Annotated in this window: 14 protein-coding genes; 9 read left to right on the top strand and 5 right to left on the bottom strand. The window is 71.0% G+C overall.

What is annotated here, in order from left to right; translation table 11 throughout:
- Nucleotides 1-34: 34 nt before the first annotated feature.
- Nucleotides 35-160, top strand: coding sequence for a hypothetical protein (locus tag ACSDR0_RS13585; RefSeq protein ID WP_435289129.1), 126 nt, complete (start codon nt 35-37; stop codon nt 158-160).
- A gap of 526 nt (nt 161-686) precedes the next feature.
- A complete protein-coding gene (locus tag ACSDR0_RS13580) occupies nt 687-899 on the top strand; it encodes a hypothetical protein (protein WP_435289128.1) in 213 nt (70 codons plus the stop codon).
- A 123-nt stretch (nt 900-1,022) separates the two neighbouring features.
- Here the strand turns inward: ACSDR0_RS13580 and ACSDR0_RS13575 are convergent, their stop codons facing one another.
- Nucleotides 1,023-4,292, bottom strand: coding sequence for a BTAD domain-containing putative transcriptional regulator (locus ACSDR0_RS13575; RefSeq protein ID WP_435289127.1), 3,270 nt, complete (start codon nt 4,290-4,292; stop codon nt 1,023-1,025).
- 272 nt (nt 4,293-4,564) lie between these two features.
- Between ACSDR0_RS13575 and ACSDR0_RS13570 the strand changes: the two genes are divergently transcribed.
- Nucleotides 4,565-6,829 carry a transglycosylase domain-containing protein gene (locus tag ACSDR0_RS13570; RefSeq protein WP_435289126.1) on the top strand — a complete coding sequence of 755 codons (2,265 nt, stop codon included), beginning with the start codon at nt 4,565-4,567 and terminating at the stop codon, nt 6,827-6,829.
- A gap of 220 nt (nt 6,830-7,049) precedes the next feature.
- Here ACSDR0_RS13570 and ACSDR0_RS13565 read toward each other — a convergent pair whose 3' ends face one another.
- A complete protein-coding gene (locus ACSDR0_RS13565) occupies nt 7,050-10,418 on the bottom strand; it encodes a hypothetical protein (RefSeq protein ID WP_435289125.1) in 3,369 nt (1,122 codons plus the stop codon).
- A 419-nt stretch (nt 10,419-10,837) separates the two neighbouring features.
- On the opposite strand from ACSDR0_RS13565, the gene ACSDR0_RS13560 reads away from it, so the two are divergent.
- Nucleotides 10,838-11,674, top strand: a complete 837-nt coding sequence (locus tag ACSDR0_RS13560; RefSeq protein WP_435289124.1) for a GNAT family N-acetyltransferase — start codon at nt 10,838-10,840, stop codon at nt 11,672-11,674.
- An 88-nt stretch (nt 11,675-11,762) separates the two neighbouring features.
- Here the strand turns inward: ACSDR0_RS13560 and ACSDR0_RS13555 are convergent, their stop codons facing one another.
- Nucleotides 11,763-13,595 carry an ABC transporter ATP-binding protein gene (locus tag ACSDR0_RS13555; RefSeq protein WP_435289123.1) on the bottom strand — a complete coding sequence of 611 codons (1,833 nt, stop codon included), beginning with the start codon at nt 13,593-13,595 and terminating at the stop codon, nt 11,763-11,765.
- A complete protein-coding gene (locus tag ACSDR0_RS13550; protein ID WP_435289122.1) occupies nt 13,595-15,445 on the bottom strand; it encodes an ABC transporter ATP-binding protein in 1,851 nt (616 codons plus the stop codon). The genes ACSDR0_RS13555 and ACSDR0_RS13550 overlap by 1 nt, the downstream gene beginning before the upstream one ends.
- A gap of 281 nt (nt 15,446-15,726) precedes the next feature.
- Here ACSDR0_RS13550 and ACSDR0_RS13545 point away from each other — a divergent pair, with 281 nt between their 5' ends.
- The 4 genes from ACSDR0_RS13545 to ACSDR0_RS13530 all read left to right on the top strand — a co-directional run bounded on the left by ACSDR0_RS13545 (nt 15,727) and on the right by ACSDR0_RS13530 (nt 22,169).
- The gene (locus tag ACSDR0_RS13545) at nt 15,727-17,337 is read left to right on the top strand and encodes an ABC-F family ATP-binding cassette domain-containing protein (RefSeq protein ID WP_435289121.1); all 1,611 of its coding nucleotides are present in this window, start codon (nt 15,727-15,729) and stop codon (nt 17,335-17,337) included.
- A gap of 63 nt (nt 17,338-17,400) precedes the next feature.
- Entirely contained in the window at nt 17,401-18,225 is an 825-nt protein-coding gene (locus ACSDR0_RS13540) for a hypothetical protein (RefSeq protein ID WP_435289120.1), read from the top strand.
- A gap of 314 nt (nt 18,226-18,539) precedes the next feature.
- Nucleotides 18,540-20,474 (top strand): hypothetical protein, encoded by a 1,935-nt coding sequence (locus ACSDR0_RS13535; RefSeq protein ID WP_435289119.1) that lies wholly within the window; start codon nt 18,540-18,542, stop codon nt 20,472-20,474.
- Between the two features lie 405 nt (nt 20,475-20,879).
- Nucleotides 20,880-22,169 (top strand): NlpC/P60 family protein, encoded by a 1,290-nt coding sequence (locus tag ACSDR0_RS13530; protein ID WP_435289118.1) that lies wholly within the window; start codon nt 20,880-20,882, stop codon nt 22,167-22,169.
- A 143-nt stretch (nt 22,170-22,312) separates the two neighbouring features.
- On the opposite strand, the gene ACSDR0_RS13525 is transcribed toward ACSDR0_RS13530, so the two are convergent.
- The gene (locus ACSDR0_RS13525) at nt 22,313-22,810 is read right to left on the bottom strand and encodes an inorganic diphosphatase (RefSeq protein WP_329087576.1); all 498 of its coding nucleotides are present in this window, start codon (nt 22,808-22,810) and stop codon (nt 22,313-22,315) included.
- Between the two features lie 122 nt (nt 22,811-22,932).
- Here ACSDR0_RS13525 and dacB point away from each other — a divergent pair, with 122 nt between their 5' ends.
- Nucleotides 22,933-24,300, top strand: a complete 1,368-nt coding sequence (gene dacB / locus ACSDR0_RS13520) for a D-alanyl-D-alanine carboxypeptidase/D-alanyl-D-alanine endopeptidase (protein WP_435289117.1) — start codon at nt 22,933-22,935, stop codon at nt 24,298-24,300.
- Nucleotides 24,301-24,337: the final 37 nt, after the last annotated feature.

Below are 24,337 nucleotides of genomic sequence, written 5' to 3'. Positions count from 1 at the left end.
ACCGGCCCCGGGTGAGAGGGGCTCGGCGGGAGATGTGAACGGCACCGGCCCCTTCCGGGCCGGCGACCCGGCGTCGGCCGAGCCGCCGGAGTGCCCGCTGGAGATCGCTGGGCGGCCGGAGACGGACCGGTGGCCCGCGCACGACCTGCCCGCGCGCTGATGGACCGGCTGACGGAGACCGTCTGTCCGATGTCCCGGCTCGCGCCGGCGGTGTTGCCGACACACGGCTTCTCCGCCCAGCCGATCCACAGCTTTTCCCGCTCGAACCTCTAAGCACGATGGATAGCAGCCGGTTTACGGCCCCGTTGCAAACCAGGCTGCATCTCCGATGCCGGTTCGGATCCCACGAGATCCGAACCGGCACGCTGGTGCCGTGAAAGATTCTGCGCCGGCTCGGTATAGCGGCGGTATAGCGGCCGCCCACCACGAGTTCTCGTTGTCGACCGGAAAGTCCGAGCCGATTCCGCCGGACGATTCCCGGTCCCGATCCCGGTCCTGGTCCCGGCGCCGAAGCCCTACCGGGAAATACGGACACGAGGGACGCGCGGAGGAGGTCACATCGAAGGCCGAAACCCGGAAAACCCTTTCTGAGTAGGTGATATACAGCCGATATACATGTGGTGTGTACCGTCGGCGCAGCGTTTCGCCAAAGGGCCTGGCGACGTGTCGAGGAGGGGGCACTCATCATGTTGCGTAAGCGCTGGGTAATGCTCGCGATGATGACCGTATTGGCCACGTCGCTGTCCACCGCCGTTCACGGTCTGCCCGCCCACAGCGCGGTCGCCGAGATTCCCCCCATCGACTACCCCAACCCGTTCGACTGGTTCAGGCCTCTCCTTCCCACGGGCCAGCCCGGTCCCCCCATCGACGACTGCTTCCTGTACGGCACCTGTCCCTGAGCGGAGCGCCTGCCGCCCCGCGGGGAAGGGCGTGGGCGGCGTGGCCCCGCCGCCGTCACGGACGTCGGGGGGCACGCTCTCCGGCCCAGGGCACGGGAACGTCGGAATCAGTGCCTCCGAGAATCAGCCGGTCAACTCCTCCGAGAAGGGAGCCCCGATCTCCGCGTACAGTTCCGTCGCCAGGCGTTCCTGGGTTTCCGCGGTGACCGCGTCGTCGTTGTCACGCGAGATCGCGGCGAGGACGACCCGGGTCTGGGCCTCGCCCATCCGGTGCCCGGTCGCCCGGTGGTTGTCCAGGGCTCGGCGGCCGTATCCCTCGGCTTCCGCCAGAAGCCCCCGCCGGTGGCAGGCGTAGGCGAGCACAGTGAGCGCCCGCCCTTCGACGACGCGGAAATGCGGCTCGTCGACCAGTTCCAGCGCCTGCTCGGCGAGGTCGGCGGCGGCGGCGTGGTCGCCGGCGCGGTGGTGGGTTATGCCCAGCGCGAGGAGTGCCTCGCTCACGAGGTGGCGGGCGTTGATCTCCCTGGCGACGCCCAGCGCGGTCCGGTGGAGACGGACGGCCTCGTCGAGGTCCCCGGCGTGGTCGAGGATGGAGGCCAGCGTGTTCAACGCCTGTACCTCGGTGAACCGGTCGCCGATGTCCGCCGCTATCCTCAGCGCGGCCTCGACGGTGTCGCGGGCCTGCTCCAGGTGTCCGGAGTCGCGGCGCACCAGGGCCAGCCACGCCAGGGTGTCGGCCTCGAGATATCGATCGCCGAGTTCCCGGTGACGGGCCAGAGCGGTGGTCAGGTGGTCGGCGGAGGCGCCGAGGTGGCCGAGCTGGTGGTGGAGCTCACCGATGGTGGTCATCGCGACCGCCTCGGCTCTCGGCGCCGAGGTCTCGCGGATCAGCGTCAACGCCTGGACGGCGTGGTCGAGCCCCTCGTGGAGACGGCCGGACTGCCTGCAGGCGTTCGCGAGGTTGTTCAGGATCTTGGCGCGTGCCTGTTCGGAGCCGAGACGGTCGTGGAGTTCGAGCGCTCTGGACAGGGGGCGGGTGGCCTCGTCGGGGAGCCCGACGAATATGAACGTGGTGCTCAGGTTGCTCAGGGCACTCGCCTCGCCCTGCGTCCATCCCGTCTCGTTGCTGAGGGCGATGGCCCTGTTCAGGTAGGCGATCGAACGGTTGTAGCGGGCGAGGCAGTGGTACGCGTGGGCGAGGTTCAGGAACGCGGACGCCATCGCCCGCCGGTCCCGTTCCGCGTGGGCCGCGGCCAGTGCGGCGCGTGCGGTGGCGAGCCAGTCGACCATGCGCCTGGAGAAGTTGTGATAGCCGCGGAGCCTGTCGGCCAGGAGCCAGGCCATGGGCCTGGGACCGTACCGGACCGCGTGACCGATCGCCGCGACCACGTTGTGGTGTTCGGCGCTCAGCCACGCCATGGCGGCGGACGGGCTGTCGATGTCCACCGTCCGCGTCACGACCTCGGGGGGCATGGGCAGCTGGAGCATGTCCGGGTAGAGCACCTTCGCGGCGTCGCCGGCCACGGACAGATACCACTCGAACAGCCGGTTCGTCGCCTCGGCCCGCTCCTCCTCACCGTCCTCGGCGGCCGAGAGGTCGCCGGCGTACCGGCGGAGCAGGTCGTGCACGGTGAAGCGGTCGGGGCCGTGCTGGTCGACCAGGTGGACGCCGGCGAGCCGGTCCAGCGCCAGCGCCGCCTCCTGCTCGGAGACGCCCGCGAGGGCCGCCGCCGCGGCCGGGGTGAAGTCGGGGCAGTCGACCAGCCCGAGCCGCCGGAAGATCCGCTGCACGTACGAGGGCAGGAGCCGGTACGACAGGTCGAAGGCGGCGCGGACGGCGGTCTCCTCGTCGCCCTCGATCGTGAGGGCACTGACCGGGCTGCCGGTGCTCAGCTCCGTGACGTAGTCCTCGATCGGGGAGTGCGGGCGGTCCAGCAGGCGCGCCGCCGCTATGCGCAGCGCGAGGGGCAGGTGGGCGCACACCTCGGCCAGCTTGGCGACGGCCTCGGGTTCCGCCCGTACGCGGTCCGCGCCCAGAAGATGGCCGAACAGGGCCCTGGCCTCGGCGGGGACGAGCGCGTCGAGGGTGATGCGCTGAGCGCCCTCGCGGACGACCAGCCCGGTGAGCCGGTCGCGGCTGGTGACCAGCACCGCGCAGCCGGCGTTGCCGGGCACCAGGGGCCGGACCTGCTCGGCCGAGCTCGCGTTGTCCAGCAGGATGAGGATCCGCCGTCCCGCCATGAGCGAGCGGTAGCGCGCGGCGGCCTCCGTCGCCTCGACGGGCACCTGCTGCGGCGAGACACCCAGCGCCCGGAGGAAACCCGCGAGAGCGTCCGCGGGATGTACCGGGGCTCCGGGTGAATAGCCCCGCAGGTTGAGGTAGAGCTGCCCGTCCGGGAACCTGTCGGCCACCCGGTGCGCCCACCGCACCGCGAGCGCGGTCTTGCCGACACCCCCCATCCCCGTGATGGCCGAGATCGTGATCGGATCGGCGCCGCCGGGCCCCCCGGGGATCATCCTGTCCAGCGCCTCGAACGCGACCTCACGCCCGATGAAGCCGGGAATGTTCGTGGGCAGCTCCCGGGGCACCGGCAGTGTCGTACGGACGACGTCCGACACCGCGGTCGCCGTCCCGGGCTCGACGCGCTCGGGGGCCGGGGGCCGGTCGTCGCCACGCAGGATGTCCTGGTGCAGCCGCTGGAGCGCGGGACCCGGCTCCACACCGAGCTGCTCGTCGAGCAGGGCACGTGTCTGCTGGAAAAGCTCCAGCGCCTCGGCCTGGCGGCCACTGCGGTTCAGCGCGACCATGAGGTGCGCCCGCAGCCCTTCGTGGTACGGGTGCGCCCGTGCCAGCCGGGCCAGCACGCCGACCAGTTCCCTGTGCCTGCCCAGGGCCAGCTCCGCCTCCGCCCACCGCTCGTGGGTGACGAGCCGGAGTTGTTCCAGCTGCGCCGCCTCCTCGGCGATCGGCTCGCACTCGACGAACTCGGCGAACGCCGGGCCTCGCCACAGATCGATGGCGTCGCGCAGGACGCGGCTCGCCCGTTCGGGGTCGCCGTCGAGCGCCCGGCTCCCCTCCGCGGCGAGCCTCCGGAAGCGTGTGGAGTCGAGTCCGTCGCCGGTGACGATCGTGTATCCACCCGGCTGCCGGATGATGCGGTCGGTACCGAGCACGCTCCGCAGCCGGTGCACGTACAGCTGGATGTTGCGCCGCGCGGACGCCGGAGGGGCGTCGTTCCAGACGGTGCTGACGAGCCGGTCGACTGACACCGTCTGCCCGGCTCCGCGGGCCAGGAGAACGGCGAGCACGAGCCGGGGCTTGTACGCGGCGCCGACGAAAACCTCCTGGCCGTCCAGGCTCACCTCAAGCGGCCCCAGCACCTGGAACTCCATCAACGGCCACTCCGCTCCCTGGTACCGGTCTTCCGGTCTGACCGCCCCGGCTCTCTTCCGGAGGGGTCCGTGTCCATGAGGCGTGATCATGGCATTTACCATCATCTGTGTACAGCTCGGCCTGGTTTGTGGAACAGGGCCGCCGACGATGCCTACTCTGGGTCTTTGTCGTGAATTGACCGACGAAAACCGTGCCCTCTCTCCCGGTGGGATGAGCGGGCATCGCGCATCGCGTGCGGGGAGCACCTGGAAAACCCCATAATCTATGGCTTATGTCTGAACGGGGTGAAGGGCAGCCAGGAGTCGCGTCCAAGATCGGGCGCCTTGCCGCCATAGGGGCGGCAGCGGGCCTGCTGGTCGCGGGAATCGCGTTGCCGGCCGTGGGAGGCGTGGGTCTCGGCTTCATGTCGGCGACCACCGAGTTGAATCTCAAACCCGAGGACCTCACCGAACCTCCGCCGGCGGAGGTCTCGATCGTGCAGGACGCCAGGGGCAACGAGATCGCGCGGTTCTACGAGGAGTACCGCGAGGTCGTCAAGCTCGACCAGATCGCCGAGGTCATGAAGACGGCGATCATCTCGATCGAGGACTACCGGTTCTACCAGCACGGCGCGATCGACCTTGAGGGCACGATCCGCGCGTTCGCCAAGAACCTGCACGCGGGCGGGGTGAGCCAGGGCGGGTCGAGCATCACCCAGCAGTACGTCAAGCAGGTCCTGCTCAACTCCGCGGACACCGACAAGGAGAAGGACAAAGCGCTGGAGGCCAGCTACGCGCGCAAGCTCAACGAGCTGCGTCACGCGATGGCGGTGGAGGAGAAGTACTCCAAGGACGAGATCCTGGAGAAGTATCTGAACATCGCCTACTTCGGCGCGAGCGCCTACGGCGTGGAGGCGGCGGCCAAGCGGTTCTTCGGCATCAGGGCGGAGGCGCTCACCCTGCCGCAGGCGGCGACGCTGGCGGGCGCCGTGCAGGACCCCAACGCCACCGACCCCAACCTGGGCAGGAAGCAGCGCGAGCGGTTGCTGAACCGGCGCAACGTCGTGCTGGACCGGATGGCCGAGCTGGGTAAGATCACCCCGGCCGAGGCGGCGAAGGCGAAGGCCGCCAAGCTCGGCTACAAGGGGATGAAGCTCCCCGGCGGCTGCGAGTCCAGCGATTATCCTTACTTCTGCATCTACGCCCGCAACGAGGTCCTGAACAACCCCGACTTCGGCAAGACGGCCAAGGCCCGCGGGGACTTCCTCAACCGCGGCGGCCTGACGATCAGGACCACGCTCGACCCGACCATGCAGGCGGCCGCGGACAGGGCGATCAGGAAGTGGGTCCACCCCTCCGACAACCCGGTGGCGGCCGAGGCTCTGGTCCAGCCGGGCACCGGGGCGATCAAGGCCATGGCGGCCAGCCGGACGTACGGCCGGAGCAAGGCCAAGAACGAGATCTCCTACAACCTCGTCGCGGACGCCGCGCACGGTGGCGGCGTCGGTTTCCAGGCGGGCTCGACCTTCAAGACGTTCACGCTGCTCACCGCGCTGAAGCAGGGAATGAAGGTGAACGACGGCTTCAGCGCCGGTGCCGGTTTCCGCGCCTCGGGCTACTCGGCGTTCCAGAACTGCAAGGGCGAGAACATCGGCGACCCGTCCCACACCGTCACCAACGACGAGGGCGCCCCCGGCTGGAAGACCCTGCAGACCGGCACCTGGAGCTCGGTGAACACGTTCTTCATGGAGCTGGAGCAGCGCGTCGGGCTCTGCGAGACGATCAAGACCGCCAGGTCGCTGGGCATCCACCGCTCCGACGGGCTCAAGCTCCTGGAGTTCTCGACGTTCACGCTCGGCACCAACGAGATGGACCCGGTGACCGTGGCCAACGCGTACGCCGCGATCGGCGCGCGCGGCAAGTACTGCGCGCCGATGGCGATCAGCCGGATCACCGACAGGAACGGCAAGGTCACCGACTACAAGCCCAAGTGCCGCCAGGCGCTCGACCCCGAGGTCGCCGACGCGGCGGCCGACGTGCTGTCCGGCGTGTTCACCAAGGGCACGATGCGGGCCGTCGGTGGCATCGGCCGCGACGCGGCGGGCAAGACCGGCACCACCGACAGCTACGCCACCGCGTGGTTCGCCGGGTTCACCCCGGACCTGGCCGGCGCGGTCAGCATCGGCGACCCGCGCGGCTCGCAGAAGTACAAGCTGTCCGGCGTCACGATCGGCGGCCGTTACTACGGGTCGGTCGTCGGCGCCAGCATCTCGGGCCCGATCTGGAAGGACACGATGCTGGCGGCGCTGAAGAACGTCGAGCCGACGTCGTTCACCCCGATCAACACGGAGCGGTTCGGCGGTTGCAGCCAGAGCTGCCAGCCCGTGGCGCCCCCGCCGGACGACGAGGGCGGCATCGAGATCAACGATCCCAACGATTCCGGCGGCTTCGACGGCCCTGGTGGAGGCAACGGTCCCGGCGGGAACAACGGTCCTGGCAGGAACAACGGCGACGATCGCGGTGGTCCGAACAACCCCTTCGGCCAGGGCGACGGCTGACACCGGCTGACACCGGCTGGCACCGCCCAAGGAAGTACCCGGTGGCCGCTCGCGGACGGCGGCGTGGCAGCGCACAGCGCACGCCGCCGCACGTAGCCGCGTGCCGCCATGCGCCGCCGCATGTCGCCCCGCGTCATGACCGGCCGAAGCCCGCCGGTGCGCGGGTCACCGGGTACGCCTGCCGTGTTCTCTTCGAGCGGCGCGTACCCGCCCGCGCGTTTCAAGGTTCGAGGTCACCCCGGGCGGGCGTGATCCCGTACCGCCGGAGCCGTTCGGCCTCGCCGACGCGGCCCAGTCGTCTCAGCAGGCCGATCGCCTGTCGCAGGGCGCCGGGCAGGCCCAGTTCGGCGGCGCGCAGGTGGGCGAGGACCGCTCTGCCCGGGTGACCGGTCTCGCGCAGCAGGACGGCGAACCAGATCAGGGCGTCGGTGTCGCCCGCCTCGACGCGGGCGTTCAGCCAGGTGATCGCCTCCTCCGCCCCGCCGGTCTCGTACATCAGGTCGACCGCGTGACCCAGGGCGTCGGCGTCGCCGGTCTCGGCGCGGGCCCGCAGCCAGATGATCGCCTCCTCGGAACGGTCCACCTGGTGTAGCAGGACGGTGAACCGCCTGAGGGCGTGGATGTCGCCGGTCTCGGCGCGGGCCCGCAGCCAGGTGATCGCCTCCTCGGCGCACCCCGACTCCTGGAGCAGCTCGACCACCTTCCACAGGGCGTCGGCGTCGCCGGTCTCGGCGCGAGCCCGGAGCCAGGTGATCGCCTCCTCGGTCCGGCCCGTCTCCTGGAGCAGTTCGACCATCCGCCACCCGGCGTCGGTGTTCCCGGTCTCGGCGGCGTGCCGGTAGGCGGCGAGGGCCTCCTCGGTCCGGCCCGTCTTCCGGAGCAGCTCGACCATTCCCCAGCCGTCGCCGGTGTGTCCGGTCTCGGTGGCGCGCCGGTACGCGGCCAGGGCCTCCTCCAGACGGCCCTCCCGGTGCAGCAGGGCGGCCAGCGGCCAGTGGGAATCGGCGTTCCCCGCCTCGGCGGCGCGCCGGTGGGCGGCGATCGCCTCCCCGGTCCGCCCCGCCCTCTCCAGAAGGTGTGGCAGCAGATCGAGGGCGGAACGGTCGCCGGTCTCCGCGCGGGCGTACAGCCACATGATCGCCTCCCCGGCCCGGTTCGACTCCCGCATCAGCTCGACCGCCTCCTCAAGTGCGAGGCGGTCGCCGGTCTCGGCGCGGGCGCTCAGCAGGGTGATCGCCTTCTCGATCTGTCCCGTCCGCTGGAGGAGGCCGATCGATCGCCAGTAGGCGTAGGTGTCGCCGGTCTCGGCGCGGGCTCGCAGCCAGGTGATCGCCTCCTCGGTCCGGCCCGTGTACCGGAGCAGCTCGACCGTCTTCGAGATCGCGCGGTGGTCGCCCTTCTCCGCGCGGGTCTCCAGCCAGGTGATCGCCTCTCCGGCACGCCCCGACTCCCGCAGCAGCTCGACCGCCTCCCACAGGGCGCCGGTGTCGCCCGCCTCGGAGCGGATCCGCAGCCAGGTGAGCGCCTCCTCCGTCCGTCCCATCTCCCGCAGCAGGGCGACGGCCTGCTTGAGGACGTGGCCCTCGCCGGTTCCCGCGGCGCGACGGCAGGCGGCGATCGCCTCCTTCCTGTGGCCCGTCCGGTACAGCAGGGACGCCAGCCACTCCGGGGCGTCGACGCTCCCGGTCTTCTCGGCGCGCCGGTAGGCGGTGAGGGCCTGCTCGTGGTGTCCCGTCCTGTCGAGGAGGGCCGCGGTCCAGACGGGAAGGCCATCGTCACCGAACCAGTCGTGGGCCCACAGCCAGGTGAGCGCCTCCCTGACCCTTCCTTCATCCACGAGCAGGGCGATCGCCTCTCTCGGGGCGTCGGCGTTCCCCGCCTCCGCGGCGCGCCGGTAGGCGGCGATCGCCCTCTCGCGGTGTCCGGCCTCGTCGAGGACGGCGGCGCTCCAGCCGAGGGTCCGGGCGTCGTCCGCCCCGCTGTGGACCCGCAGCCAGGTGAGCGCCTCCTCGGTACGTCCGGTCTCCCTGAGCAGGGCGATCGCCTGCCGCGGGGCGTCGGGGTCACCGGCCGTGGCGGCGGCGCCGTACAGCAGGAGGGCGTGGTGGTAGAGACCGCGGGCCCGAGCCTGGGCGGCGAGGCGCGGCCGGTCCTCGGGGTCGGCGTGGGAGATCAGCGCGTCCCACATGGCGGCGGGGACGGGACGGGTACGGCGCTCGGCGCGACCGAGTTGTTCCAGATAGTCCGCCAGCCGGTAGCGGGGGTACGCGGACGGCCCGTCGTGGCGGGGACGGACGCGCGAGAGAGGGCCGTGAGCGCCGCAGGCGTAGGTCAGGGCCTCTTCGAACCAGTCCCCGGGCAGGGCGCCGTACTCGTAGCCGGTCAGGTAGTCGAACGCGGCGGTCTTCAGGAGGGCGTGGGAAAGGGCGGGGCCGTGCCCCGCGCGCCCGGCGTCCATGGCGGCCTCGATCACGGCTCTGGCCGGGGCGGGCGCGTCGCGGTAACGCTCCACCAGGCCGGGCACGCCGGTGAGGTACTGGGCGATCCGGCCGTCGCGGGCCCCGGCGTACGCGCGCTCCAGGCGCGGATCGCCGTCCGCCGCGCCGCGCACCGCCTCCAGGGAGGAGCCGGTGAAACGGCCGGGAACGTGGATGGCCGTGCCGGTCACCAGCGCCCGCGCCTGGGTACGGGGAGCCGCGCCGCCGCTCGCGGAGGGGGCCGCGGTGAGGGCGGCCCAGTATTCGGGCCAGAGGGTGCCCAGGACCAGCACCGGGCCGCGCTCCGGATCGTTCACCAGGGCCCGCAGCCCGGCGGCGACGCGTTCGCCCAGGCCGCCCGCCGGAGTGAGCAGGTAGGACTGCGACTCGTCGAGCCACACGACGGTCCGCGGCGCGATGGAGCCCAGGGCCACGGCGGTCGCCTCGGGACGGCCGGGATCGGCCGGGTGCCACAGCCGCCACCCGCCGGGCAGGAGCCGTACGGCCTCCCAGCAGGCCCGGGTCTTGCCGGTGGACGAGTCGCCGACCAGCATCGCGACCGCGCTGTGCCCGGCCACCGCCCGCCGTACGACGGCGGCCAGGCGGTCGTCGTGGGGGCGCGACACGTAAGCGGGCAGATCGGGCAGATCAGGCAGGGTGGGCAGGTCGGTCACCCCGGCGGCCTCCGTGCCCGCGTCGACCGCCCGGTGCACCCCCAGCGAGAACGGGTCGGCCAGCGAGCGGATCGGCAACCCGGCCGGCGAGGCCAGGCGGGCCCGTCTCCACAGCTCGCGGCCCCGGTCGGCCGCGTCGGCGGGGTCCCGCCGGGCCAGGCGGGCCAGCACGGTGATGACGGCCGTCAGGTCGGCCTGGCTGGGAGGCGTCTCCGCCGAGGCCAGGATCCGGTGGACGGTGTCGCGTCCTGGAATGTCGGGACCGGGGAGGTCGTCGCCGATCCCCGCGGCGATGCCGTCGAGAGTGGGGGAACCGGCTTCCAGGTACAGCTCGTACAGCAGGTCTTTGAGATCGCGCAGCGGTCCCGGAGGGAGCTGCGAGCGGATGATCAGGAGCGGCCGCCGCACCTGGCTGCGGTTTTCATCGCCGTTTTTCATCTCTTATCGCCACTCATCGCAACATCATCGCTCGCCATCGAGCCTACGAAAGATGCAAATCAACAATAATAAGGTGACAAAGATGCTTCTATCATAAGTCGGAGTTCGGTTTCCCGATGAGGGACACTCCGTGCGGACGCGCCCCGATCGGGAAAGCTCCCTTTCCGATGTGCCAGCCGATAAGTAGGTATTTAGGCGTTTTTAATACAGGTTCAGGGGATATTTACGGGCTTGGTGTGCGAGTTCGGGGCTCCGCCGGCCTCAAGGGTGGGACGGCGCCTCCCCCGAGGGAGGCCGCGCCCCTGGCGGGCGTCTTCCCGCGTCGTGTCGTCTCGTGTCGTGTCGTCTCGTGGCGCGTCGTGGCGACCGGCGCGTAATCGGGTGGCATCGGTTCATGAGCCACTGTTTGGATGCTGGTCATGACTTCCGCCGAAGGCCCCGGGGCCCTGCTGGACCTGATCGAGCACTACTACGACGCGGTCCCGCGACGCGAGGCCAGGGTCGAGGACCACGGACCGCTCACCCTGTTCGTACGGGAGGGTGAGGGGTGGCCCTTCTACGCGCGCCCGGCTTCCGGGTGGTCCGGCCCGGTGCGGGCCGGCGACGTCGCCAGGGTCCGCGACCGGCAGCGCGAGCTCGGGATCCCGGAGAGTTTCGAGTGGGTCGCCGAGACCACGCCCACGCTCCGCGCCGCGGTCGAGGGGGCGGGACTCGCGGTCCACGAGCACCCGCTGATGGTGCTCGGAACGGACGCGGCGCCGGTCACGCCGGAGGGGCCGCCCCCGCACCCGGCGGTGCGGGTCCTGGAGGCGGACGACCCTGCGTTGCCCTCCGCGCTGGTCGTTCCCCACCTCGCCTTCGCCGAGCCCGGCACCCGCGTCGGCGCGGCGGACACGGCGGACCTGGCGGAGGCGCTCCTGGCCCGCACCGGTGACGGCTCGCTGGAACGCGGCGCCGCACGGGTCCGGGCCGGGCTGACGGTGATCGCCGCGGCCGTCGAGGGGGGTACGGCGCTGTGCGCGGGCCAGCACAACCAGGTCGGGGAGGTCAGCGAGATCGTCGGGGTCGGCACGCTGCCCGCCGCCCGCCGTCGCGGCCTCGCGCTCGCGGTCACCGCGGAGTTGATCGCCGACGCCCGCTCCCGGGGTGTGAAGACCGTCTTCCTGTCCGCGGGAGACGAGGATGTCGCCCGGATCTACGCCAGGCTCGGTTTCCGCCGCGCCGGCACGGCACTGATCGCCGAGCCCGCCGGTTAGGGCACCGCCGGCCCCGGGCACGGCGACGGCGGTGGGGTGCCCCGCCAGGCCGGTGTGCCCGGAGGAATCCCGGTTCGAGCGGCCTCGGTCACGCGGATCCGGATCCGGCGACGGAGACGAACCCGGAACCGGGCCGATAGTTGGGGGACTGGTGCCGGAAGTAGGTGTTGTAGACCTGGCAGTAGTGGCCACCGCGAGCCAGCAGCGTGGTGTGGTCGCCCTCCTCGACGATCCGGCCGTGATCCAGCACGATGATGCGGTCGACGTGCTCGATCGTGGACAGCCGGTGCGCGATGACGATGGAGGTGCGGTCGGCCAGCACCCGGTCCAGGCCCTCCTGGATCTGGGCCTCGGTCAGCGGGTCGACGCTGGCGGTGGCCTCGTCCAGGACCACGATCGCCGGATCCTGGACGAGCAGGCGGGCCAGCGCGACGAGCTGGCGCTGGCCCATGGACAGGGCGCGACCGTGCTCGCCGACGTCGGTCCGCAGGCCGTCGGGAAGGGCGTCGATCCAGTCGCCCCCGCCGACCGCCGCGGCGGCGGCGAGCACCTCCTCGTCGCTCGCCTCCGGCCTCGGGTAGCGGATGTTGTCGGCGACGGTGCCGCTGAACAGGAACGGCACCTGCGGCACCGCGCCGATCTGCCGCCGGTATCCGGCCAGGTCCAGCGTGCGGACGTCACGATCGTCGATCATCAACCGGCCGTCCTGGAACTCGTAGAACCGGGTGATCAGCTTGCTGAGCGTCGACTTGCCCGCACCGGTGTGGCCGACCAGCGCGACGCTCTCGCCCGCCTCGATGGTGAGGTCGAAGTCTCGCAGCACGGTGCTTCCCGCCTCGTAACCGAAGGTGACGCCGCGGAACTCGATGCGGCCCGCCAGCCTGCCGACCGGCTGGGGATCGGTCTGCACGACCCGGGGAGGCGCGTCGATCAGGGCGAAGACCCGCTCCGACGCGGACAGGCCCTGCTGGAACTGGGACCAGAACGCGGCGATGGAGGTGAGCGGGAACCAGAAGAGCGAGACGCCCTGGAGGAAGAGGAACCAGTCTCCGCCGGACAGGCCACCGCCGAGCACGGCCGTACCGCCCAGTTGTACGAGCGCGACCGTGGCCAGCCCGGCGACGAGAAAGAGCATGGGGAAGATGCCGGAGAAGACGAACCCCTGCCTGAGCGTCACCTGGTAGCTCTGCCGGTTGATGGGGCGGAACTCGTCGTAGATCCGCTGCTCCTGGCGGAAGTTCTTGGCGACGGTGATTCCGCCCATGGTCTCCTGCAGGGTGGCGTTCACCCGGCTCAGCGAGCGTTGCGCCCTGCGGGTGCTGCTCCGGGCGACCCGCCGGAACAGCAGGGCGATCCCCATCACGACCGGCACCACGAGAAGGGTCAGCAGGGCGAGCTCGACACTGCGCAGGAAGAGCAGGATCGTGACGAAGCCAACCATCAGCACCTGGCTGATCAGGTCCATCGTCAGGGTGGAGACGGTGGCGAAGTCGTCGGTGTCGGAGGTGACCCGGCTGACGATCTTGCCCGACGGGGTCTCGTCGTAGAACGACAGGTCACGCTTGAGTACGGCGTCGAACGCGTCCTCGCGGAGATGCAGGACGACGTCGCCGGTGACCTTCGCGCTGTACCACTGGCGGACGAAGTTGAACAGCCAGCCGAGCACCCCGGCGAGCAGCAGGCCGGCGGTGAGCTGCAGGCCCACGTCGGCGATCGTGCCGTCCTCGATCCCGTCGACACCCCAGCTGACCAGCAACGGCATCGCCGCCTGGCTCAGCGAGAACAGCACGATCATGACCGCGACCAGGATCATCGATCCCAGCTTCGGCCGGAAATAGGACAGGATCCGGCGAAGGAGGTCACGATCGCTGTACGTGCGGTCGTAGTCCTCGGCATCGAGGCCGTCCATGATGAAGCCCATCAGTCCCGCGCTCCCTGCTCGCCCGCGAGGACCACGGCCGGGTCGGTGGTGTTGCCGGACACGGCGCCGTCGGCCACGTCGACCTCGTCATAGTGGGCGAAGATCCGCCGGTAGAGGCGACTCCGGGTGAGCAGCTCGTCGTGCGTGCCGTAGTCGACCAGCTCGCCTCGGCGGAGCAGCAGAACCTTGTCCGCCCAGCGGATCTGGGAGAGCCGGTGGGTGATCAGCAGGGTGGTGCGCCCGTCGAGAACGCGGCCGATGGCCTGCTGGATCCTGTCTTCCGTGGCGGAGTCGATCGCACTCGTCGAGTCGTCGAGCACGAGGATCGCCGGATCCGTCAGCAGCGCCCGTGCGATGGCCAGGCGCTGGCGCTGGCCGCCGGAGAGAGTGATGCCGCGCTCACCGATGACCGTGTCGTAACCGTCGTCGAGCTCGCCGATGAACTCGGCGGCCTGGGCCTCCTCCGCCGCCCGGACGACGGCGTCTCGCTCCACCTGCTGGCCCAGCCCGAACGCGATGTTCTCGGCCACCGACCGGGAGAACAGCACGATGTCCTGCTCGATGGTGGAGATCTGGGAGCGCAGCGAGTCGAGGTCCCACTCGCGTACGTCCACGCCGTCGACCAGGATCCGGCCCGCGGTGACGTCGTAGATCCGGGGGACCAGTTTCGCCAGGGTGCTCTTGCCCGAGCCGGTCTCGCCGACGATCGCCACGGTCTCGCCCGGCCGCACGGTGAACGTCACCTCGCGCAGCACCGGATCGCCCTCCCCGTAGCCGAACGTCACGTTCTCGAAGACGATCGCCCCGCTGATCGGCGCGGCGTGGCCGTCGGCGCGCTGCCCGAGTTCGGTCTCGGCGTTCATGATGCTCAGGATCCGGCGGGAGGACACGATGCCGATCTGGACCAGCGAGAAGGTGAAGATCGACATGCTGGTCGGGAAGCCCAGCATGCCCATCAGGCCCATGAAGGCGACCAGCTCGCCGATCGTGACGGCGCCCGTGGCGTGGAGGTGGAGGCCGTGCCAGAGCGCGCCGGCCATCGCGAAGGCGAAGAGCAGGGTCGGCAGGTAGCGGGCCTGGACAAGGCCGTTGTGGGCGAAGGAGTCGCGATAGCGCCGCGCCCGCGTCCGGAACCGCCGCCGCTCCTGCTCCTCCTGCGCGGTCACCTTGATGACCTCGATGCCGCGGACCGCCTCGTTCAGCCCGGCGTTGAGATCGCCGAACTGCTCCCGCATGCGGGTCGCCACGGGGTTGAGCCGTCTCATGTAGTGCCAGAGCGCGAAGGCGAAGGCGACCGCGAAGACGCCGGGCGCCAGCAGCAGCCGCGAATCGATCGCGGCGATGAAGACCAGCGGCACGAGGCCGCTCAGGCCGGAGTCGACGATCAGGTCGACGCCCGGACTGATCATGGTGGAGAGCTGCCGGATGTCGTTGGCCGCCCGCGCCATCAGGTCGCCGACCCGCTGCCTGTTGTGGAAGGTCTGGCTCTTGCCGAGCAGGCTGACGTAGAGCTCGTCCCTGGCGTCCCGCTCCAGCCGCTTGGCCAGGACCTCGCTGGCCAGGCGCGCGACGAGGTCGAAGGCGCCGCGGGCCAGGACGATCACCAGCAGCCCCAGCGAGATCGAGCCCAGTGCCCGCGCCCCGCCGCCCTCCTCACCCAGCACGGCGTCGAAGGCCGCGCCGGTGAGGCCGGGGACCATGGCGTTGAGCACGACCATGATCAGTGATGCGCCGAGGAACCCGGTCAGCTGGAGCGGATGGCGGCGAACATGGGACCAGAGCCAGCGCACCGGACCCCGCCTGTCGTGCGGGCGGCCGGACACGGAGAACTCCGAACTGCTGGTGGCCACAAGCTCGCTCCCGAGCAGATCGAGGATGAAGGTCGAAACTGTTTTCTATCACCGGGCACCGACGGTTTCCCACCGCATTTTCCCTGCCCCGCCAAGCCAGGCCCTGCTCAGCCCACCCCTGCTCAGCCCTGTTCAGCCCTGTTCGGCCCTGCCCGGCGTCGACGGGGCCCTCCGGGGAGAGCCGGGGGAAAGCGTGCGGACCGGCGCCGGCGCCGATATCGGGATGCCTGATCCGGAAACCGGCGTGTACCCTGCGCGGGGAACTGTGGAGGGAAATCGTCGTGGGGCACGTTGAGGTTGGCCATCTGACATACGTTCTGCCGGACGGGCGGCCGTTGCTGGACGACGTGTCCTTCCGGGTCGGCGAGGGGGTCAAGGCGGCGCTCGTCGGGCCCAACGGGGCGGGCAAGACGACCCTGATGCGGCTGATCGCGGGTGACCTGCAGCCGGTCGACGGGAGCGTCGCCAGCTCCGGCGGCCTGGGCATCATGCGGCAGTTCATCGGCAGCATCCGCGACGGCAGGTCCGTGCACGACCTGCTGGTCAGCGTCGCCCCGCAGCGCGTGCGGCAGGCGGCCGAGCAGCTCGACGCCGCCGAGCTCGTGATGATGGAGCGCGAGGACGAGAAGGCGCAGATGCGCTACGCCCAGGCCATCACCGACTACACCGACGCGGGCGGCTACGACATCGAGGTGCTCTGGGACACCTGCACCATGGCCGCCCTCGGCATGCCGTACGACGACTGCAAATACCGCGAGGTCAACACGCTGTCGGGCGGTGAGCAGAAGCGGCTGGTGCTGGAGGCGCTGCTGCGGGGGCCCGACCAGACGCTGCTGCTCGACGAGCCGGACAACTACCTGGACGTGCCGGGCAAGCTCTGGCTGGAGCGGGCGCTGCGCGAGACGGCCAAGACGGTGTTGCTGGTCAGCCACGACCGGGAGCTCCTGGCCAACGCGGCCGACCGGATCATCACCGTCGAGTCCGGGAACATCTGGGTCCACGGCGGGGGCTTCCGCTCGTACGCCCAGGCGCGCAGGGAGCGCAACGAGCGCCTCGACGAGCTGAAGAAGCGCTGGGACGAGGAGCACGCCAAGATCAAGCGCTTGGTCCTCATGCTGAAGCAGAAGGCCAAGTACATGGACACCATGGCCGCCGCCTACCACTCGGCCCAGACCCGGCTGCGCAGGTTCGAGGAGGCCGGGCCGCCGGAGGCGGCGCCCAAGGAGCAGTTCATCAGCATGCGGCTCAAGGGCGGCCGGACCGCCAAGCGGGCGGTGATCTGCGAGCAACTGGAGCTCACCGGCCTGATGAAGCCGTTCGACCTGGAGATCTGGTACGGCGAGCGGGTCGCGGTGCTGGGTTCCAACGGCTCGGGCAAGTCACACTTCCTGCGCCTGATCGCCGGGGAGGAGGTCCGGCACACCGGCGCGGCCAGGCTCGGCGCCCGCGTCGTCCCCGGCCACTTCGCCCAGACGCATGCCCGCCCCGAACTCATCGGCCGGACGCCCTGCGAGATCGTCATGACCGAGCACGCCCGGCTCAAGAACGAGGCGATGAAGGTGCTGTCCCGCTACGAGCTGGCCGGGACCATCGCCGAGCAGCGCTTCGAGACGCTGTCCGGCGGCCAGCAGGCCCGGCTGCAGATCCTGCTCCTCGAACTGTCGGGCACCACCCTGCTGCTGCTGGACGAGCCGACCGACAACCTCGACCTGGCCAGCGCCGAGGCTCTCCAGGAGGGGCTGGACGCCTTCGACGGGACCGTGGTCGCCGTCACCCACGACCGTTGGTTCGCCGATGACTTCGACCGGTATCTGGTCTTCGGTGCCGATGGAAAGGTCTACGAATCATCCGAACCGGTATGGGATGAGGCCAGGGTGGTCCGGCAGAGGTAAAGACTCGGGCCGTTTCCGGCGTGTCCAGGTGGGCGGGGGGCCGTCACCGGTTATCACGGCTAGGTGACGCACAGCACCCGAATCGTCGGCGCCCTCGCCCTCCTCCTCCTTCTCGGATGCGCCGGATGCACCGACGACGAGGAGGAGACGAAGCAGGCCGCCGCGCTCCAGCCGCTCGCGGTCAGGGAGCAGGCCTCATCCGTCATCAAGGGTGATGACGGGTACGTGGTGAATTGGGCCGGAGTGCTCGCCAACACCAACCCGTGGCACTTCGGCGAGCACGTCGTGGCCACCGTGGTGGCCAAGAACTCCCAGGGCAGGGAGGTCGTCCGGCTGGAACAGCCGCTGGACGCCGTGCCCCCCGCGGGGACGCTCCCCTTCACGGGACAGGTGGTGACCCAGGAAAAGCCCGCCAACGTGAGCATCGCGTACCGCCCGGCGCGCTGGCACCAGGCGGGCCGGATCGTCTCGGCCTTCCAGCCCTTCCCGGTCCGCGAGGTGCTCACCGACCGCACGGCCGACGGCGACTATCTCGTCACCGGCTACGTCAGCACCCCGTACGTGATACCGGCCCGCAGCCTGGCCGTCACCGCGCTCCTGCGTGACAAGCGGGGCAAGCTGCTCGGGGGCGGGAGCACGTTCGTGGACAACGTCCAGGCGGGCCAGAAGCGCCGGTTCATCCTGCAGATCAAGAGCATCGAGAACACCCGCGACATCGCCTCCGCCGAGGTGACCGCGCGCACCTGGGGGTCGAGCAGCCGTCCCTTCGAGCAACTCGCCCTCGGTGGTTCCCTGCCCCTGAACACGGCCAAGCCGAAGATGCCCCCGTTCGCCAGGGACCGGGGCAGGCAAGCACCCCTCGCGGGCGCGGGCCCCGTCCACCAGTGATCGCCATCGCCCGTTCGTGACCGGACACCCGTGATCATCCGTCTGTGGCCGTTCGCTCGTGGAGGCTCGCTCGTGGTCGTTCGTCCGTGGCTGTTCGTCCGTGACTGTTCATCCGTGGCCGTTCGTCCATGATCGGGAGCCCTTCCCCGGCGCACCGATATGCACTATTAATTCGGTTAAATAGCTATTCATCAATATTTATGATTGCCATTAGCGTTCGCTCTTTACTCGACTCATTGACGCGGTAAAGACAATCGAAGTCACGATGCGCGAACCGCTGAATTTCCGGCTACCCAGCGTTTACCTTCGATTACATGACTGACGGTGTCCTGGTCGCAGCGCTGTGCGCGAGGAGTCCTGGGGCCCTCGCCGATCTCTACGACTCATACGCGGAAAGCGTCTACCGATACTGCCGATCAATGCTCGCCACTCCCGAAGCGGCGAAGTCGGCACTCCTCGGCACCTTCATCGCCGCCGAGGCCCATATTCACGCGCTCACCGACTCCCGTCGGCTGGAGGCGTGGCTGTACGCACTCGCTCGGGGGGAGTGCGTACGGCGTGATCTCGCCGAGGGGCCGGGCCCGGTGGTCCCCGCCCCGGCGGTCGCCATCGGAAACGACGCGGACCTGCGGGTGATGGCGTGGAACGCCACCCGGAGCCTGTCGCCCGACGACCGGGAGGTCCTCGACCTGAGCTGCCGGCACGGCTTCGGGCCCATGGACCTCGCCGCGGTCCTCGGCGTCACCCCCAAGGTCGCCGGCGCGCTGTACGAGTCGGCGAGGGAGCGCCTGCGCGACGTCGTCACCGCGGAGGTCCTCGTGCGCAAGGGGCCCTACGACTGCGCGAGCCGGGCCCGTATGCTGACCGGCTTCAGTGGCGAGCTCACGCCGGAGGCGCGCGAGCGGGTCATCCGGCACGTGAACCGCTGCGACACCTGTGCCCCGCACCGGGTCAGGCAGGTCTCCGCGGCCAAGGTCTTCGATCTGCTCCCGCCGATCGCGTTGCCGCCCACGCTGCGCGCGTGGGTGATGAGCCACTTCACCGACCCCGAGCGGGTCCCCTACCGGCGTGACGTCGCCCACCGGGCCGGTCCCCTCGACGACGCCGGGTTCCCCGTCGGCAGGGTTCGCGCGAGCCGCCGGCCCTACGCGCTGGCCGGTGCGGCGGCAGCGGTCGCCGCGGCGGTGGCGGTGGCCCTGGTCCTCGCCCAGACCGTGGTCGAGCCGGGAGGCGCGGGCTCCGGCATCGCCTCGGACACGTTCCCCGCGGTGGTGGAGCCCCCGGACGCCCGGAGACCGGGGGAACTCCGGCGGGGAGGCGCGCCCGTGACACTGGAGCCCGTCGGGGAGGGGGTCGCCGTCGAGCGGATCGGTTCGCTCGGGGCGACGGAGCCGGTCAGCGCCACCGAACCCGACTTCGGAAACGACCGGCGGCCGGGAGCGCCGGGCCCGGCCGACCCCCGGGCGGAGGACCCGCCCCGGCGGCAGGGTGACGGATCGGCAGGCCCGGTCGACGACGGGCCGTCGGGTGACGGACCGGCCGACCGCCCGGCGGTTCCGGCGGAGAGCCCGGCCCAGCCCGTGTCGCCCGTGCCGTCCGTGTCGCCGGGATCCCCCGGAACCGGCGCGCCGGACAGGCGGCATCCGTCCCGATACCGCCACGGACACTCCTCCCGCCGCTGCGGGATCACCCATCGACCCGCGACCCCGGACTCCCCGCAGGCGGACCCGGCACCCCCTCGGACGAATCCGAGGCCACCGAGAGGCGCGGGAGGAGAGCACCGGCCCCCACGCGCGGCCGGGCCTCCCCTCGCCGATCCGGAATCCCCGCAAGCCGGTCCAAGGCCTCCGCGGGCGAACCCCCGGCCGCCGTACGCCGATCCGCGACACCCGCGCACGAACCCCGGCCACCCGAGGTCCGGCCCGAGGCGGGTTTCCGACGACTCCCGACCGGCCCGTACCGACCCGGGGCGAACCCCGGGCGGCACCGGCCGGGAGCGGGCCCAGGACGGTACGACCCGGGGACGGACCTCGGACGGCGCGGGCCCGGAACGGACCTCGAACAGCGCGGGTCACGGGCGGACCCCGAACGGCACAGGTCACGGGCGGACCGCGGACGGTACGAGCCGGGGACGGATCCCGGACGGCGCGGGTCAGGGGCGGTCTTCGGACGGTTCAGGGCAGGGACGATCCTCGGGAGGTTCCCCGTCGGCCTCCACCGGTACGGATCCCGCCGCATCACCCTCGTGACCCTCGCCTCCGGGCCGCCCGCCGCACCGGTCTGACCGGTCCGCCGCCCCCCGCCCCAGCCTTCCCCACCTTCCGCGCTTTCCGGCTCGCCCGGCTCTCGGCCCGTCTCGGACCTCCACCGGGCGGGCCGTACGGATGTCCGGAGGAAAACCGTATGGATGGACGGCCGGAGGGAAATCCGCGGCCGTACCCGCCGTACGGGCGGCCTGGTCGCGAGGACGGGGACCGGACCCTCGTCGGCGGGGGTATTGTGGCGGGCGATGACCACGGTGTGTGAGTGGCATGTGTGCGGAGAGTGACGAGCGGGAATGTTGAGGTAGGCCGCCGCCTGGCACGCGGTGACGCGCCGCTTCGCGCGGTGAGACCGCGACACGCGGTATCCAAGGGGACTCCGGGGGGAGACGCATGCATTCAGTCAGACGGCGCCGTCATGCCGCCGCGGTGGCGGGCCTCGCCTGTTGCCTGATCGCCGGACCGGGGCTCCCCGCCGGCGCCGTTCCCGGCCGGCCGGGACCGGCCGACGACGCCGCGACCGGCGGTGTGCCGGGTCCGTCGGCCGATGAGGTGGCCGAAGCGCGGGCGCTGGCCCGCGAGCGCGGTGAGAGGCTCGGCGCGACCACGGTCCGGGTCGCCGAGGCGCAGGCCAGGCTGGAGGAGCTGGTCGCCCAGGCGGAGCGGCTCGTCGAGTCGTACAACGGGGAGCTGGTCAAGACGACTCGCGCCAAGGAGCTCGCCGAGCAGGCGGCCGAGCGGGCCAGGACGGCGGGCTCCCAGGTCGGGCAGGCCCGGGAGGCGGTGGCCGCGATCACCGCCCAGAACTACGGCGGGCTGGACATCTCCCAGCCCATGATGGCCATGATGACCGACAGCGGCGGTCCCACGGACGACGGTTACCTGCGCAGGGCCAGCATCCTGGCCCACATGGGCGGTGGGCAGGCGGAGACGCTCAAGCAGCTGAGGGACGCCCAGGAGGTCTTCGCCATCCTGCAGGCGCAGGCGGACGACGCGTACGCCGCGCAGCAGGAGGCGCAGGCGAGGGCCGAGGAGGCGAAGCTCGCCGCCGAGGAGGCCGTCGCCGGGCAGGTCGACGAGACCCGGCGGATCAAGGAGGAGCAGGCGCGGCTGGAGAAGCTGGCCGCCGAGGCGCGTGGCACCGCCGACCTGCTCGCCAGGAAGCGCGAGGCGGCCCTGGAGCAGGCCAGGATCGCCAGGGAGAACGCCGAGCGCGCCCGATATCAGGCGGCCGCGGCGCGGCGCGAGGCGGCGCGGATGGCGGTGGCCTCGGGAGAGCCCGTGTCGCGCTGGGCGCTCAACATGACGGCCGGTTCCGCCAAGGGCGACATCGCCGCCGACTGGGCGCTCACCCAGCTCGACAAGCCGTACGTGTGGGCGGCCGACGGGCCGGCCGCCTACGACTGCTCGGGGCTGACCATGCGGGCCTGGGAACGGGTCGGGATCACCATGGACCACTGGACCGGCACCCAGTGGACCGCGGGCCCACACGTGCGGCTCAGTGAGCTCCAGCGAGGCGATCTGCTCTTCTACGGGCAGATCACCCGCAATCCCGGCGACATCCACCACGTGGGGATCTACATCGGACGGGGACTGATGGTGCACGCCCCGCAGACGGGGGACGTGGTCAGGGTCGCGCCGATGTGGCGCAGCGACCTCATCGGCGCGACCCGTCCCACGTGACAACCGGCCAAAACGGTGACCGGGTGAGAAACGACCGGCCAAAGGACGGCCAGTCAAAGAGCGACCGGCCGAAAGGTGACCGGCGAAGGAGCGACCGGCCAAAGGGCGACCGGTTGAAGACCGGGTAATAATCCGGTCACGACTCAGTGCTTTCCGTGAACCTCGTCCTTGGCCCGCTTGATGGACCGGACGATCTCCTCTTCGGCCTCCACCCGGCCGACCCAGTTGGCGCCCTCGACCGACTTGCCGGGCTCCAGATCCTTGTACACCTCGAAGAAGTGCTGGATCTCCAGGCGGTCGAACTCCGGCACGTGGTGGATGTCGCGAATGTGTTCCATCCGGGGGTCGGTGGCGGGGACGCACAGGACCTTGTCGTCGCCGCCCTTCTCGTCGGTCATGCGGAACATGCCGACCGCACGGCACTTGATCAGGCAGCCGGGGAAGGTCGGCTCCTGGAGCAGCACCAGGGCGTCGAGTGGATCACCGTCCTCGCCGAGCGTGTCTTCGATGAAGCCGTAGTCGGCGGGGTACTGCGTGGAGGTGAAGAGCATGCGGTCGAGCCTGATGCGGCCTGACTCGTGGTCCACCTCGTACTTGTTCCGTTGCCCCTTGGGAATCTCAACGAGAACGTCGAACTCCACCGCGGTTCCTCCACTCAGGCCCCCGGGCACCCCCGGTTGGGCGTTAATGTCTCGTAGGCGTTTTATGCCTTTTGGATACCAGTGATGAGAGGACGGCGACGGTAATGCGGCGTGAGCGGTGGGTGGCCTTGGTCACTCTCGTCCTGCTGCAGATTTTCGTCGTCGCGGCCGGGGCACACCTGCTCACCAGCGATGTGCTGGTGACGGGTGAGCCCGAGACGGTCGTCGCGTCGGCCGAGCCGCCCCCCGTCCCGGTCATCACCGCGGGTCCGGTGCTGGCCGCGGGGGGGAACGGCCCTCTCCCCGCCAAGGGTACTTTGGCGGAGCGGCTGACCGAGGCGTTGGGTGACCCCGCGCTGGGGAGAAGTGTCGGGGCCGCGGTCCTGGACGCGGAGACGGGCACCCTGCTGTTCGGCAGCGGCGCGGCCACGGGCATCACCCCCGCCTCCACGACCAAGGTCGTCACCGCGGTCGCCTCGATGGCCTCGCTGGGGCCCGACGCCAGGCTGAGCACCCGCGTGGTGCGGGGAGCCTCGCCCAGTTCGATCATCCTCGTCGGGGGCGGTGACCCCACCCTGGCGAGCCCCAAGACGGCGGGAGGCCCGGTCTATCCCCGGCCCGCCTCGCTCGCCACCCTCGCCTCGCGTACCGCCAGGGCGCTCAAGGGGGCCGGGGTGTCCAGGGTGACGGTGGCCTACGACGACTCCCTTTACACGGGGCCGCGCACCGCCGCGACGTGGAAGCCCGGCTACGTGCCCGAGGGCAGCGTCGCCCCCGTCACGGCACTCATGATCGACGAGGGCAGGATCTCGCGGGGGAGTGACCAGAGGGTCTCCGACCCCTCCCGGGCGGCGCACGCCGCGTTCGTGTCGCTGCTGTCGAAGTACGGGGTCACGGTTTCCAAGTCCGCCAAGCGGTCAAAGGCCCCGGCCGGCGCCCAGGAGATCGCCCGGGTCGACTCCGCGCCGGTCTACGCCCTGGTCGAGCGGGCTCTCACGCTCAGCGACAACGACCTGTCGGAGGCGCTGGCCAGGCACGTAGCGATCAAGGAGGGGGAGCCGGCCTCCTTCGACGGCGGAGCCGCGGCCGTCGGCAGGGTGCTGACCAGGCTCGGCGCGGCGAAGGGCGTGCGGGTGTTCGACGGCAGCGGGCTGTCGCCGAAGAACCGCATCGCCCCCGAGGCGCTCGCCCGCCTGGTCGCGGTGGCGGCCTCCCCGGCCAACCCCGCCCTGCACCAGATCGCCAGCGGCATGCCGGTCTCCGGCTTCAGCGGCACCCTCGGGCACAGGTTCGACAAGCTCCGCTCCGCCTACGGGCTGATCCGCGCCAAGACGGGCACCCTCGACGGGGTCAACACCCTGGCGGGCATGACCACCACGCGGGGCGGACGCCTGGTGACCTTCGCCTTCATGGCGGACAAGGTCCCGCCGGGCTGGGGCAAGGCGGAGGCGGCCCTCGACAGGCTCGCCGCCACGGTCGCCACCGGCTGATCACGGGTTCCGGGTGCGCGACTCGGGGGGAGAGCAC

The sequence above is a fragment of the Streptosporangium sp. G11 genome (assembly GCF_051192615.1).
GTDB lineage: Bacteria > Actinomycetota > Actinomycetes > Streptosporangiales > Streptosporangiaceae > Streptosporangium.
This window is presented reverse-complemented; position numbering and strand designations above follow the sequence as displayed.